8 protein-coding genes are annotated in these 14,734 nt (G+C 67.7%); 6 read left to right on the forward strand and 2 right to left on the reverse strand.

What is annotated here, in order from left to right; translation table 11 throughout:
- The first annotated feature begins 49 nt into the window (after window positions 1–49).
- Together CEY05_RS06940 and umoC are read left to right on the forward strand one after the other, a co-directional pair.
- Window positions 50–961, forward strand: a complete 912-nt coding sequence (locus CEY05_RS06940; RefSeq protein ID WP_088597783.1) for a LysR family transcriptional regulator — start codon at window positions 50–52, stop codon at window positions 959–961.
- 134 nt (window positions 962–1,095) lie between these two features.
- Complete coding sequence (umoC, locus tag CEY05_RS06945) at window positions 1,096–1,575, forward strand: lysozyme inhibitor LprI family protein (RefSeq protein ID WP_158219266.1); 480 nt, start codon at window positions 1,096–1,098, stop codon at window positions 1,573–1,575.
- A 91-nt stretch (window positions 1,576–1,666) separates the two neighbouring features.
- On the opposite strand, the gene CEY05_RS06950 is transcribed toward umoC, so the two are convergent.
- On the reverse strand, window positions 1,667–2,965 hold the full coding sequence (locus tag CEY05_RS06950; RefSeq protein ID WP_088597785.1) for an NAD(P)/FAD-dependent oxidoreductase: 1,299 nt from the start codon (window positions 2,963–2,965) through the stop codon (window positions 1,667–1,669).
- Window positions 2,966–3,156: 191 nt separating this feature from the next.
- Window positions 3,157–4,062: a LysR family transcriptional regulator gene (locus tag CEY05_RS06955; RefSeq protein ID WP_088597786.1), complete on the reverse strand. Its 906-nt coding sequence runs from the start codon at window positions 4,060–4,062 to the stop codon at window positions 3,157–3,159.
- 76 nt (window positions 4,063–4,138) lie between these two features.
- Between CEY05_RS06955 and CEY05_RS06960 the strand changes: the two genes are divergently transcribed.
- From CEY05_RS06960 to CEY05_RS06975, 4 genes are all read left to right on the forward strand, one after another.
- Window positions 4,139–8,590, forward strand: a complete 4,452-nt coding sequence (locus CEY05_RS06960) for a DEAD/DEAH box helicase (RefSeq protein ID WP_198952715.1) — start codon at window positions 4,139–4,141, stop codon at window positions 8,588–8,590.
- Between the two features lie 462 nt (window positions 8,591–9,052).
- The gene (gene imuA, locus CEY05_RS06965) at window positions 9,053–9,778 is read left to right on the forward strand and encodes a translesion DNA synthesis-associated protein ImuA (protein ID WP_088597787.1); all 726 of its coding nucleotides are present in this window, start codon (window positions 9,053–9,055) and stop codon (window positions 9,776–9,778) included.
- Window positions 9,708–11,171: a DNA polymerase Y family protein gene (locus CEY05_RS06970; RefSeq protein WP_198952745.1), complete on the forward strand. Its 1,464-nt coding sequence runs from the start codon at window positions 9,708–9,710 to the stop codon at window positions 11,169–11,171. The genes imuA and CEY05_RS06970 overlap by 71 nt, the downstream gene beginning before the upstream one ends.
- A gap of 16 nt (window positions 11,172–11,187) precedes the next feature.
- Window positions 11,188–14,643, forward strand: coding sequence for an error-prone DNA polymerase (locus CEY05_RS06975; protein ID WP_198952716.1), 3,456 nt, complete (start codon window positions 11,188–11,190; stop codon window positions 14,641–14,643).
- The last annotated feature ends 91 nt before the right edge of the window (window positions 14,644–14,734 follow it).

The raw sequence follows: 14,734 nt of genomic DNA on the forward strand, positions 1-14,734 counted from the left end.
GACCGTCCAAGACTATATTGGTTGCTTTCCATACTTCTAAGGTATAGGCATGGAGCTCCGGCATCTGCGCTACTTCCAGGCCTTGGCGCGCGAGGGCAGCTTTACCCGGGCCGCCGCCGCGCTGCACATTGCCCAGCCGCCGCTGTCGCGGCAGATCCGCCAATTGGAAGACGAACTGGGCGTGTGCCTGGTCGAGCGCGGCACGCGCGGGCTGAAGCTGACCGAGGCTGGCCGCTTCTTCTATGAACAATCGCTGCAACTGAATGCCCGGCTGGAGGAAATCGTCGTCGGCACGCGACGCCTGGGGGCGCACGCCGCCCGGTGGTTCGGTATCGGCTTCGTGCCGTCCACGCTGTCCGGCTTCGTGCCGGAATTGATTCGTTATCTGCGCCAGGCCGACGCGCGGGTCGAGGTCGGCTTGAGTGAAATGACCACGCTGCCGCAGATCGAGGCCCTGAAAAGCGGCCGCATCGACCTGGGCATCGGACGTATTCCCTTTGACGATTCCGCCATCGAGCGCCGCGTCTTGATGGACGAGCCGCTGGTGGCGGTGTTGCCGCGCACGCATCCACTGGCCACGCGTAAAAGGCTGACGGTAGCGCAGTTGGCGACGCAACCGTTCGTCCTGTATCCCGCGCGGCCGCGCCCGAATTATGGCGACCATGTGGTGGGCCTGTTTCGTGCCGCGGGTTACCAGCCCGTTGTCGTGCAGGAGGCCAACGAGCTGCAGACGGCCTTGGGTCTGGTCGCGGCGGGCATGGGGGTAACGGTGGTGCCGGCCAGCGTGCAGCGCTCGCTCCGTGCCGACCTGGTCAGCCTTCCGGTCGCCGCTGGCGATGCGGCCTTCACTTCGCCAGTGATACTCAGCTGGCGGCGGGGCGATGCCTCGACGTTCTTGACGCAAGCCATCGCCGCGGCGGAACGGTTGGCGCGCGCCGGGGTGTCTTCCGATCCGCCATAAAACTTTCATTAACGTCAAACAGCTTTTGATTCTCGGCGTTATATGGCGCAACGGGAACGCCCGGCGCATGGCTCCTACCTACAATGCTTGGGCGCCCACTCCCTCCCGCGCCCGAATATATGAGCAGGAGCATCATGGTCCATCATCCCTCTTCCCTTCGTCCCGTCTGGCTGCTGGTCGGCAGCGCAACCCTGGCCGCCCTCATCGCGGCGACCGCCATCGCGCAGACACCGCCCAAGGGTCCGGCGGGCCTCGTGGTCACCGGGCCCGGTCCCGTGATCCTCGATCCCTTGGCCGAATGCCGGAACGCGATAGGTGACAAACCCCGCACTGCCCTCGCCCGCTGCCTGAGCGACGCCCAGCACACCGCGGACAAGCAGATGCGCCAGGTTTATACGGACGTCGAAAAGGATCTGCGCGGCATCGATTCCGCCGCTACGCCCAATGCGGTGCAAACGCTGAAAGAAGCCCAGAAGGCCTTCCTGAAATTCCGCGATGCCGAGTGCAAGCGACAAGGCGCCGCGGTGATGGGCGGCAGCGGCGCCGGCGATATTGAAGCGGCCTGCGTCGTCAGGTTGACACGCTGGCGCACCGCCTCGTTACCTGAAAGCTGAAACGTATCGGTTTGAGCAGCGCAGCAGCCATTGGCGCTGCGTTCTGGCAGCGTCGCTAAGCGTTGCGGCTGGAACACCGCAGAACGCCATGCTACTTGCCTTGCGTGATCAGGCGCGCGCTGCGTTGGCCGCGTGTGTGGATCCACAGCCAGCTGAGCGCCACGCTCAGGCGGTTGCGCATGCCGATCAGGAAGTAGATGTGGGCGATGCCCCAGATCCACCACGCCAAGGGCCCGCGCAGCTTGATGCGGCCGAAATCGATCACCGCCTTGCGCTTGCCTATGGTCGCCAGGTTGCCGCTGTGCTTGTAGCGGAACGGCCCCTGCCCCGGCGCGCCACGCAGCCGCGCCTTGATGGCCGCGCCGACATAGCGCCCCTGCTGCTTGGCGGCCGGCGCGATGCCGGGCACCGGCGTGCCATCCGGTCCGGCGATGCTGACGGTGTCGCCCACCGCGTAGATTTCAGGGTGGCCCGGCACGCTGAGGTCCGGCTCGACCAGCACGCGGCCGGCGCGATCGGCCGGCACGCCCAGCCACTCCGCCGCCGGCGAGGCGCGCACGCCGGCGCCCCACAGCACGGTTTCGGCCTCCAGCCGCGTATTGCCGTACACCACCCCTTGCGCCGAGCACTCCGACACGGCCTGGCCCAGCGCCACTTCGACGCCCAGCTTTTCCAGGGCCTGTTTGGCGTAGGCGGACAAGGACGGATCGAACGCGCTCAGCAAGCGCTGGCCGCCCTCGATCAGCAGCACGCGGGCGCGGCGGGTATCGATGCGGCGGAAGTCCGGCGGCAGCGTGACGTGCGCCATCTCGGCGATGGTGCCGGCCAGTTCGACACCGGTGGGGCCGCCGCCGATGACCACGAAGGTCAGCAGCGCGGCCTGCCGGCGCGGATCGGTTTCGCGCTCGGCGTGCTCGAAAGCCAGCAGGATGCGGCGCCGGATCATGGTGGCGTCTTCCAGGGTCTTCAGGCCGGGCGCATGCGGCATCCAGTCGTCATGGCCGAAATAGGCGTGGCGGGCGCCGGTTGCCAGCACCAGCGAGTCATAGGGGACTTTGGCGCCGTCTTCCAGCAGCACCTCGCGCGTCTGCGTGTCGACACCATTGACCGACGCCAGCAGCGTGCTGACCTCGGGCCGGTCACGCAGCAGGTAACGGATGGGCCAGGCGATTTCCGACGTCGACAGCGACGCCGTGGCAACCTGGTAAAGCAAGGGTTGGAACAGGTGGTGATTGCGCCGGTCTATCAGCGTGATGTCGACGTCCGCTCCCTTCAATCGGTTGATGGCTTCGAGTCCACCGAAGCCGCCGCCAACGACGACCACGCGATGGCGGCCGGTGGCGCCGGATGTCCTGGCTGGAGGGGGAGTAGCGGAGGGAGAGGCGCTCATGATGCGGATTTTCCTTGATGCAAAGGTGGCCGCTCGGTTGCTCGATTCGGGGTCGAGCACTGGTGGAGACCGGCGGCCTTATTGATTCGGCCATGCGCGCCTTGGGTAGGGCGCAGGGCTGTAAATCAGAAGGATACGCTACTTTGCTGCACTGCAAAAAATCAACAATGGACCTCTGGGGGCTGCGTGATCTACCGGCCCGTTTTGCGATCGCTGCGCAAACGTTCCGCCACGTAATCCAGGAAGCAGGCGATACGGGCCGCCAGCTGGGTGTTGCGATAATAGACCGCATTGATGGGTTGGCGCGCGTCGATGGTATCGCGCGCCAGCACCTGCACCAGGTCGCCCCGGCGGCGGTCTTCGTTGGACATGAAGTCCGACAGGCAAACCAGCCCTTCGCCGGCCAGGGCCAGCTGCCGCAAGGTTTCGCCGCTGGAGGCCATCACCTGCGGACGAATGTGCAGGCTTTCGCCCAGGGCGTGGCGCAAGGGCCAATGGTTGAGCGAATCCGGTTCGCTGAAGCCGAGCAGGCTGTGGCGCACCAGGTCTTCAGGGCTACGCGGTTTGCCGTGCTCGGCCAGGTAGGCGGGACTGGCCAGGATGCGCAGGGGCGTGGTTCCCAGCGGACGCGCGTGCAGCGTGGAATCGCGCAGGGGTCCGATGCGGATGGCGATGTCCGTGCGCTGTTCCAGCAGGTCGATGTAGGTGTCGGTGGAATGCAGCGCCAGTTCGATTTGCGGATACTGGCGGCGGAACTCCCCCACCAGCGGGACGATGACGTGCAGCATGAAGGGCGACGCGGCATCCACCCGCAGCAGGCCGGCCGGCTGTTGCCGGCGTAGCGCCATCTGTTCCTCGATGGCCTCGACCGACTCGACGACGCGGCGTGCTTCGCTGAGCAACAGCTTGCCTTCCTCCGTCAAGGCCAGCCGCCGGGTGGTCCGGTGCAGCAGCGTGGTCTCCAGCTTCTGCTCCAGGCGCCCCAGCGTCCGGCTGACCGCCGACACCGTCTGCCCCAGCCGCTCGGCCGCCGCCGTAATGGAACCCGCGTCCACTACCGCGATAAAGGTCTGCATCTCATCCAGTGTCGTTTTCATGGCTGGGAGTATAAGACCCGGGCCGGCCGCGGCCTGCCTGGTTGACGTGCTGGAATTCGCCCCGATATAAGGCAACATGACCTCCCCCGCCGCCCGGGCCGATGTGTTGGATGCGCTGTTCCATCCTGCTGTCGCGGCCTGGTTTCATCGTAGTTATGACGCGCCCACGCCTGCTCAACAGCAAGCCTGGCCCTTGATTCATGCCGGGCGGCCGACGTTGGTGGCGGCGCCTACGGGGTCGGGGAAGACGCTGACGGCTTTCCTGGCGGCGATCGATGAGCTGGTGCGCATGGGGCTGGCCGCGGACGGGGAATTGCCCGATACCACGCTGGTGCTCTACGTTTCGCCATTGAAGGCGCTGTCCAACGATATCCGCGTCAATTTGCAGACGCCCTTGGCCGGCATCGCGCAGGAACTGGCCGCCCGCGGACTGCCGGTGCCCGCCATCCGCAGCGCCGTGCGTACCGGCGACACCACCCAGCAGGAACGCCAGGCCATGCGGCGGCGGCCGCCCCATATCCTGGTTACCACGCCGGAATCGCTGTACGTGCTGCTGGGGTCGGCCAGCGGGCGCGCCATGCTCAATGGCATACGCTCAGTCATCGTCGATGAAATCCATGCCGTGGCCGGCGGCAAACGGGGCAGCCACCTGGCGTTGAGCCTGGCCCGCCTCGATGCACTGACGGCGTTGAACGCCCCGCCGCCAGTGCGCATCGGCCTGTCCGCCACGCAAAAGCCGCTGCAGGCGGTGGCCCGCTTCCTGGCCGGCCGCAACGCCGACGGTACGCCCGCGGATTGCGCCATCGTCGACATCGGCCACGGCCGCGCACGCGACCTGGCCCTGGAAATCCCCCCGGTGCCGCTGGAAGCCGTCATGGCCAATGACGTCTGGGAACGCGTCTACGACCGCATGGCGGAACTGGCCGCCGCGCATCGCACCACGCTGGTCTTCGTCAATACCCGCCGCATGGCGGAACGGGCGGCGCGCCACCTGGCCGAGCGGCTGGGCGCCGAAGCGGTGGCGGCCCATCACGGCAGCCTGGCCAAGGAAGCCCGGCTGGACACCGAACAACGCCTCAAACGGGGCGCGTTGAAAGTGCTGGTGGCAACGGCTTCGCTGGAACTGGGCATCGATATCGGCGAGGTGGAACTGGTCTGCCAGGTCGGCTCGCCACGCGCCATCGCGGCATTCCTGCAACGTGTGGGCCGCGCGGGCCACCAGGTCGGCGGCATTTCCAAGGGCCGGCTGTTTCCCACGTCGCGCGACGACCTGATCGAATGCGCCGCGCTGCTCGACAGCGTGCGGCGCGGCGAACTGGATACCTTGCACGTGCCGCGCGCGCCCCTGGACGTGCTGGCGCAACAGATCGTGGCCGAGGTGTCCAACCAGGAATGGTCCGAGGACGCGCTGTACGCCCTGCTGCGCCGGGCCGAACCTTATGCCGACCTGCCCCGCGCGCGCTACGACGCGGTGTTGCGCATGCTGGCCGCGGGCTATACCGGCCGCAACGGCGTGCGCGGGGCCTATCTGCATCGCGATACGGTCAGCGGTACGGTGCGCGGCCGGCGCGGCAGCCAGCTGACCGCCGTCACGTCGGGCGGCACCATCCCCGATAACGCCGATTACGCCGTGCTGCTCGAACCGCAGGGCCAGCACATCGGCACGGTCAACGAGGACTTCGCCGTCGAAAGCCTGGCGGGCGATGTGTTCCAGCTGGGCAATACCGCTTACCGCATCCTGCGCATCGAAACCGGCCGCGTGCGGGTGGAGGATGCCCACGGCATGGCGCCCAATATTCCGTTCTGGCTGGGCGAGGCGCCGGGTCGTAGCGGCGAACTGTCGCAGGCGGTCGGACGCTTGCGGGCACAGGTCGATGACTGGCTGGCCGCCACCACGGTGAATGAGGCGATCGCCAAGCTGAGCGACACCACCGGCATCGACACCGCCGCGGCCCGGCAGATCGTCGAGTATCTGGCGCGCGCCCGTGCCGCCCTGGGCGCCTTGCCGGCCCAGGACGTCCTGATACTGGAGCGCTTCTTCGACGAATCGGGCGGCATGCAGATCGTGCTGCACGCGCCTTTCGGTAGCCGTATCAACCGGGCCTGGGGACTGGCGCTGCGCAAGCGCTTCTGCCGCACGTTCAACTTCGAACTGCAGGCGGCCGCCACCGAAGACGCCATCGTGCTGTCGCTTTCCACCAGCCACAGTTTTCCGTTGGCGGACGTCTGGCAATACCTGCGCGCGGCGACAGCGCGTGACGTGCTGGTGCAGGCGCTGCTGGATGCCCCCTTGTTCAACGCGCGCTGGCGCTGGAATGCCACCACTTCGCTGGCCATCCCGCGCTACAGCGGCGGCCGCAAGCTGGCGCCACAACTGCTGCGCATGCGCAGCGAAGATCTGTTGGCCTCGGTCTTTCCCGACCAGGCCGCCTGTCTTGAAAACATCGTCGGCGAACGCGACCTGCCGGATCACCCGCTGGTCGAGCAGACCTTGGACGACTGCCTGAACGAGGCCATGGATTGCCAGGGCTGGCTGGACGTCCTGCGGCGCATCGAACGGGGCGAGATCACCTTGCTGTCGCGCGACCTGCCTGCCCCTTCGCCGCTGGCGATGGAGATCCTCAACGCGAATCCCTATGCCTTCCTGGACGATGCGCCGCTGGAAGAAAGGCGCACGCGCGCGGTGCAGTCGCGCCGCTGGTCCGATCCCGCCAGCAACGACGACCTGGGCGCGCTGGATCCGGCCGCCATCGCGGATGTAGCCACGCAGGCCTGGCCGCAAGCGCGCAACGCGGACGAGGTGCACGAGGCCTTGATGACGCTGGGCTGCATCACCGCCGACGAAGCGGCCGGGGTAGGCATGTCGCCGGCCAGCGGCGACGCCAGCCAGCCGGAGCCTGGCGCCGCTGCGGCCGATCATGAGAACGGGAGCAGCGATGACGGCGCCGGCGGCAACTGGCGACCCTGGCTGCAAGACCTGGCGCGCTCCGGCCGCGCCACGCAACTGACACTGCCGGATGGGACACGCCTATGGACGGCGCTGGAACGCCTGCCTTGCCTGCTGGCAGTCCATCCCGCAGCCGCCTGCGGACCGCCGCTGAACCCCGCCAAGGAAGCATGGCAGTTCGAAGACGCCGTCGTCGAACTGCTGCGCGCGCGCCTGGCCGGCAGCGGCCCGCGCACGCTGGCGCAGATCGTCACGCCCCTGGGGCTGGCGCCGGCGACAGGCGCCGCCGCGCTGGCAAGGCTGGAACAGGAAGGCGTGGTCTTGCGCGGCCGCTATACGCCAGGCACCACGCAGGAGCAGTGGTGCGAAAGACATCTGCTGGCGCGCATCCATCGCCTGACCATCGCGCATCTGCGGCGGGAAATCGAACCGGTCACGCGGCAGGACTTCATGCGCTTCCTGTGCCACTGGCAACGACTGGCCCCGGCCACGCGTGGCCAGGGCGCGGCGGCGCTGGGCGAAGTCCTGGACCAGCTGGAAGGCTATGAAGCCGCGGCCGGCGCGTGGGAAGCGAACCTGCTGCCAGCCCGCGTGTCGGACTACCAGCCCGCCTGGCTGGACGATCTGACGCGCGCCGGCCGCCTGGCCTGGCTGCGCATGCCCGCATCTGGCCGTAGCGCGGTTGCGACCGTGCGGGCCACGCCCATCGTGCTGCTGCCGCGCCGTCAATTGGCAGGCTGGCAGGCGCTGGCCGATCCGGCCGATCTGGACACGCTATCGGGCCGTGCCCGCGACGTCCACGACGCCTTGCGGGCCGAAGGGGCCATGTTCTTCGATGAACTGCTGGCCGTCACCCGGCTACTACCCGTCGAACTGGAGAACGCCCTGGTCGAACTGGTGGCAACGGGACTGGTCACCGCCGACAGCTACGACGGCCTGCGCGTCTTGCTGCTGCCCGCTTCGCGGCGGGCGCCTTCAGGAAGCAGCAGCAGACGCCGCCGCGGCGCCCCGCCCCCCGGCCTGGATCAAGCCGGCCGCTGGGCCGTCGTGCGCCGCGCGGCAGCGGCGGATGGGGCCACGAAGACGGACCTGGCGACCGCCCGCGGCCGCGCGCCTGCCCGGGATCCCGCGCAACTGGAGCATCTCGTGCAGGTCTTGCTGCGGCGTTATGGCGTGGTGTTCTGGCGCCTGCTGGATCGAGAGGCCAGCTGGCTGCCGCCGTGGCGCGATCTGCTGCCTGTCCTGCACCGCCTGGAAGCACGCGGGGAAATCCGCGGGGGACGTTTCGTGGCCGGCCTGGCCGGCGAACAGTTCGCCCTGCCAGAAGCCATTCCCGTGCTGCGCGCCCTGCGCCGGCAAGACGGCGACGGCGCCTGGATCGCCGTGTCGGCGGTCGACCCCTTGAATCTTTGCGGCACCCTGCTGCCGGGTGAAAGGATTCCCGCCGTGGCCGGCAATCGCATCGTGCTGCGCGACGGCCTGCCCATGGCCGCATGGGTGGCAGGCGCGTTGCGGGAATTGGCGCCGCTTACAGCCGAAGAGCGGCAAGCGGCCCAGGCCGCGCTGGCATGGCGTGACTGACCGGCCGACCTGATGGCTGATGGAGAGGCTGTTGGGTGGCTGAGGGGTGGCTGAGGGAGTGGCTGCGTGCTGGTTGCCATGCCGTCGGCGACCCCTGGATGGCATTTCCACGGACGTGGAAAAAGCAGCAATCACTGCTTGACAAATACAACACGCCAAATATCAGGGTAAATCCGGGCAGATCCGGCGCGATTTATACAGCCCATTGATTTTTAAGGGCTTTTAAAATTTTCCCAAAACCTATCCCTAGACTTGTCCACAGAAGATGTTGATAAGTCCAGCCCGGAAAAGCGGTGCCTGCCCCCATTTATTCATTAAATCGGGCGGCTCGATGGCGCAATTTTATGCTGTATATTTATCCAGTGCATTCTTTTTTTATACAGCTATTCCAAACCACTGCCTTCACACCGCCATCGCCATGCCTGGCCTTGGCAACCAAACCGTCCGATATCGCCCTTCGTCATGCCCTCCCCAGCCGCCCTCAGCCCCGAGCGCATCCACCCCGCCCTATGGCGTGGGACGCAACTCGCGCGCGGCACCCGGGCGACGGTACGGACAGGCCACCCCCAACTGACGCGTGAACTCCCTGACGGCGGCTGGCCCACCGGTGCCCTGACCGAACTACTGCTGGCACGCCCGGGCATCGGCGAACTGCGCTTGCTGCAACCCGCCCTGGCCGCGCTGCCGGCGGACGGGCCGATTGCCCTGGTACAGCCCCCTTGCGTCCCGCATATCGCGGCCTGGACCAGCGCCGGCCTGGACCCCGGGCGCTTGTGGTGGATAGACCCCGCCCGTGAAACCGACGCACTGTGGGCCACCGAGCAGATCCTCAAAAACGGCAGTTGCGCCGCGTTGCTGTGCTGGCTGCCGCGGGTCCGTACCGCCAGCCTGCGCCGCCTGCACCTGGCGGCCCAGGCCAGCGGCACGCTGCTGTTCGCCCTGCGGCCCGCGCGCGACGCCAGCCAGGCCTCGCCGGCACCCTTGCGGCTGGAACTGCGTACGGTCAGCGGCGGCCTGGCCATCAACCTGCTCAAACGGCGCGGTCCCGTTTGCGCCCAACCCTTGTTCATCGCGCTGGACACCGCCCTGGTGCCACGCCTTCTGCCCACGCATGCCCATTCCGCTCTGGATCGCCGTATCCCTGCCCAGGCTGGCGCTGGACGCCCTGCGTCCGCCCTGGCCACTTGAAAGCACGGCTTGCGCGGTCATGCAGCAGGATCGCGTCCTCGCCCTGACGACCACCGCCGCCGACCTTGGCATCCAGCCAGGCCTGCGGCGGGGCGGCGTCACGGCCATCGCCCCGCAGGTCATCATGCTGGAACGCGACGCCGCCGCCGAGGACGACGCCCGCCAGGCCACCGCCCTGGCGTTGCTGCAATACACGCCGGAAGTGACGCTGGCCAGCGCCGATACCATCCTGCTGAACGTGGGCGCCAGCCTGCGCGCGTTCGGCGGGCCACGCCGGCTGCTGCGCCGCGCCCGCGCCACCGTCGCCAGCCAGGAACTGCTGGCCGTGCTGGCGATGGCGCCCACCGCGGGCGGCGCCTGGCTGCTGGCGCAAGGCCAGGCACACCGGCGCCGGGTCATCCGCCTGGCGGCGCTGGCGCGGCGGCTCGATGCCCTGCCCTGCGATCTGTTGCCGCAGGCCCAGCCTTACCAGGACTGGCTGCGCGGCATCGGCTGCCCCACGTTGCGGCACTTGCGCGCCCTGCCGCGCGCCGGCCTGCAACGGCGCTGCGGACCGGAACTGACGCTGGCCCTGGACCGCGCCTATGGCCAGGCGCCGCAGGCCCATGCCTGGCTGGCGGCGCCGCCCAGCTTCCGGCGCCGCCATGAACTGATCGAACGCATCGAACACACCGACGCCGTGCTGGCGGTGACCACGCGCCTGCTCGAACCGCTGTGCGGCTGGCTGGCCGCGCATCAACTGGCCGTGCCCCGCTTGCGGCTGGAACTGGAACACGAACGCGGCCGGCACGCGCGGCCGCCTACGCCGCTGGACCTGGCCCTGGCCGAACCCGCCTGGCAGGCCGCCCATTTGCAGGCCTTGCTGCGCGAGCGCCTGGGCCGCCTGACACTGGAGGCGCCCGTCATCGCGGTGGTGCTGGACGCGCCCGACACCGTGGCACGGCCGGGCGCCAACACCACGCTGTTCCCCGATCCTTCGCAACAGGCCGGCGACCAGGCGCGCCTGCTGGACCTCTTGGCCGCGCGGCTCGGCCGCGAACGCGTGCGCGTACCCTGCCCGGCCGCCGATCATCGTCCCGAGGCGGCCAATCGCTGGCGCCAGGCCCACGATGCGGCATCGTCCGCCAAGCCTGGCGCGGCCCTGGCGCTGGATCGTCCCTACTGGTTGCTCGAACCGCCGCAAGCCCTGCGGGTACGCGATCAACGGCCCGTCCATGGTTCGCCCCTGACGCTGGTGCGTGGTCCGGAACGGATCGAAAGCGGCTGGTGGGACGAAGGCCTGGCCTTGCGCGATTACTTCGTCGCCGAAGACGCCGAGGGCGCCCGCTACTGGATCTATCGCGAACGCGATGAGCAGGACGGCCGCTGGTTCCTGCACGGCCTGTTCGGCTGAGAGCGAATGATTCATCATGCAGATACTGGAAGAAGACGACGACCGCGATGACGACGATGAAGACGACGGCCTGGCCGCCGTCGTGCCGTCGTTGCCTGGCTATGCGGAACTTTGCTGCCTGTCGAATTTCTCCTTCCTGCGAGGCGCGTCCCATCCGGAAGAACTGGTCGAGCGCGCCGCCGGGCTGGGCTACGAAGCCCTGGCCCTGACCGACGAATGTTCCCTGGCCGGCGTGGTGCGCGCGCACGTGCAGGCCAAAACCAGCGGGCTGCGGCTGATCATCGGCAGCAGCTTCACGCTGGCGACGGGTATCGCGGGTGGCCGAGGTGGCGGAGATGACCGAAATGGCGCGGGTGCCACTGGTAACACGACCGCGCAGGATCCTCCGCCGCGCATCGTGCTGCTGGCGCAAACCCGTGAAGGCTACGGCAACCTGGCGGAACTGATCACGCTGGCACGCACGCGCGCGGCCAGGAAAGGCAGTTATATGCTGGCGCCCGCGGATCTCGAAGCGCCCGCCGCCCCTTATGCGCATCTGCGCCGCATGCCCGATTGCCTGGCCATCCTGGTGCCGGACCATGGCGTCAGCGCCGACGTGCTGGTGCGCCAGGCCCGCTGGCTGGCGGACATCTTCCCCGACCGCGCCTGGCTGGGCCTGGCGCTGCAGCATCACAGCCGCGACGACCTGCACCGCGCGCACGTCGATGCGGCCGCGCAGGCCAGCGGCATGCCGGTGGTCGCGCTGGGCCTGGTCGAAATGCATCTGCGTTCACGCAAGCCGCTGCACGATACGCTGACGGCGATACGCCTGGGCAAGTCGGTGCGCGACTGCGGCTATGCCTTGGCGGCCAATGCCGAACGGCATCTGCGTTCGCGCCTGCGCCTGGGATATCTGTATCCCGCCGCCGCGCTGCGCCAGGCGCTCTTCATCGCGCGCCGCTGCAGCTTCAACCTGGAAGAGCTGCGCTATGAATATCCCGATGAAATCGTGCCCAAGGGCAGCACGCCGGCCACGTATCTGCGCGAGCAGACCTGGCTGGGCGCCCAACGGCGCTACGGCGCCAGCACGCCGCCCGTGGTGGTCGAGCAGATCGAAAAGGAACTGGCACTGATCCAGGAGCTGCACTACGAGGCTTACTTCCTGACGGTCTACGACATCGTCCAGTTCGCGCGCCAGCAGAAGATCCTGTGCCAGGGCCGTGGGTCGGCTGCCAATTCGGCGGTCTGCTATTGCCTGGGCATCACCGAGGTCAACCCGGCGCAAGGCAACAGCCTGTTCGAACGCTTCATCAGCAAGGAACGCAACGAGCCGCCGGATATCGACGTCGACTTCGAGCATCAGCGCCGCGAAGAGGTGATCCAGTACATCTACGGCAAGTACGGCCGGCCACGCGCGGCCCTGACCGCCGTGGTCATCAGCTACCGTCCGCGCAGCGTGCTGCGCGATACCGGCAAGGCGTTGGGGGTAGACCCCGCCATTGTCGATGCCGTGGCCAAGGCCCACCAGTGGTGGGACGACAGGCGCGCGCTGCTGGAAGGTTTCGGCAATTGCGGGCTGGACCCGGAATCGCCCGTCGCCCGGCAATGGGCGGCGCTGGCCACGCAACTGCTGGGTTTCCCGCGCCATCTGTCGCAGCATCCGGGCGGCTTCGTCATCGCGCGCGGCAAGCTGTCGCGCCTGGTGCCGATCGAGAACGCCGCAATGGCCGATCGCAGCGTCGTGCAATGGGACAAGGACGACCTCGACGCCATGCGCCTGCTCAAGGTGGACGTGCTGGCGCTGGGCATGCTGTCGGTGATCCGGCGCGCACTGGAGCTCACCAGCGTGCGCCGCGGCCGGCCCTTCGCGATGCAGGACGTGCCGCAAGAGGACAAGGCCACCTACGACATGATCAGCGATGCCGACACGGTCGGTGTCTTCCAGATCGAGTCCCGCGCGCAGATGACCATGCTGCCGCGCCTGCGGCCAAAAACGTATTACGACCTGGTCATCGAGGTGGCCATCGTGCGGCCGGGTCCTATCCAGGGCGGCATGGTGCATCCCTATCTGCGCCGCCGGCAAGGGCTGGAGCCCATCACCTACCCCAGCGAGAAAGTAAAGGCCGTGCTGGAGCGTACCAATGGCGTGCCCATCTTTCAGGAGCAGGTCATGCAGATCGCCATGGTGGCGGCCGGTTTCACGGGAGGCGAGGCCGATGAGTTGCGCCGTTCCATGGCGGCGTGGCGGCGCAAGGGCGGTGTCGATAAATTCCGCGTCAAGCTTATCGGGGGGCTGCTGGCGCATGGCTATACCAAGGACTTCGCCGAAGCCATCTTCCGCCAGGTCGAAGGCTTCGGCGAATATGGTTTTCCGGAAAGCCATGCCGCCAGCTTCGCCCTGCTGGCCTATGTCAGTTCCTGGCTCAAGCGCCACGAGCCCGAGGCTTTTCTTGCCGCGCTGCTCAATTCCCAACCCATGGGGTTCTATGCGCCGGCGCAACTGGTCCAGGATGCGCGCCGCCACGGCGTGCGCGTGCTGCCGGTCGATGTGATGCATAGCGACTGGGAATGCACGTTGGTGTTCGATGAGGGGGCAATGATTGGAGGGGCAGTGAAGAAAGGCGCCGTAAAAGGCATAGCAAATGAGAGGACGGAAAATCACAATGCCGCAAAGAAAACCGCAACGAATGGAGTCCCCGGCACCGAAGGTGGGACGAAGGGATTCCCCGCCATCGAAGGCAGCATGGAATTGCGGCATGCGCCGTCGCATGCGCATGCGCCGCGTCCCGCCGTGCGCCTGGGCCTGAATCGCGTCAAGGGCATGGGGCAAGCCGCCGCCGATCGCATCAGCGCGGCGCGCGCCGTCGCGCCTTTCCACGACAGCGAAGACCTGGCGCGCCGCGCCGACCTGAATCGCCACGAACTCGACGCGCTGGCCGCGGGCGATGCCTTGCGCACGCTTGCCGGCCATCGCCGCCAGGCGCGTTGGGCCGCGGCCGCGGGCGGGTCCGCGCGGGGTTTGCTGCGTGATGCCGCCATCGTCGAGGACGCCATGCCGGAACTGCTGGCACCCGAGGAAGGCCAGACCATCGTCGACGACTACCGGGCGTTGGGGCTGACCTTGAATCGCCATCCCTTGGCGCTGTTGCGTGCAGCCTTGCACGCGCGCCGCTTCGAGACCGCGCAAGTCCTGCATACCTATCCCGACCGGCGCCTGGCGCGCGCCTGCGGGCTGGTCACCGTGCGGCAGCGGCCCGGCACCGCCAAGGGCACCATCTTCGTGACGATCGAAGACGAGACCGGCGCGGTGAATGCCGTGATCCGGCCGGAGTTGATCGAAAACCAACGCAAGGAATTGCTGGGAGCGTCGCTGCTGGGCATTTATGGCGTCTGGCAGAACGTGAACCAGGTCCGGCATCTGATCGCCAGCCGGCTGGTGGACCTGACGCCTTTGCTGGGCGCCTTGAACACCCGCAGCCGGGATTTCCATTGATGGGAACGAAAGGAGCTATTTCCCAAAGCGTAAAAAGGAATTCCTGAAGGAATTCATTTTGCCGCAGCGGGAAATGCCATGACGACGGCGT

It is taken from the genome of Achromobacter sp. HZ34, from assembly GCF_002209485.1.
Classification (GTDB): Bacteria; Pseudomonadota; Gammaproteobacteria; order Burkholderiales; family Burkholderiaceae_B; genus Bordetella_C.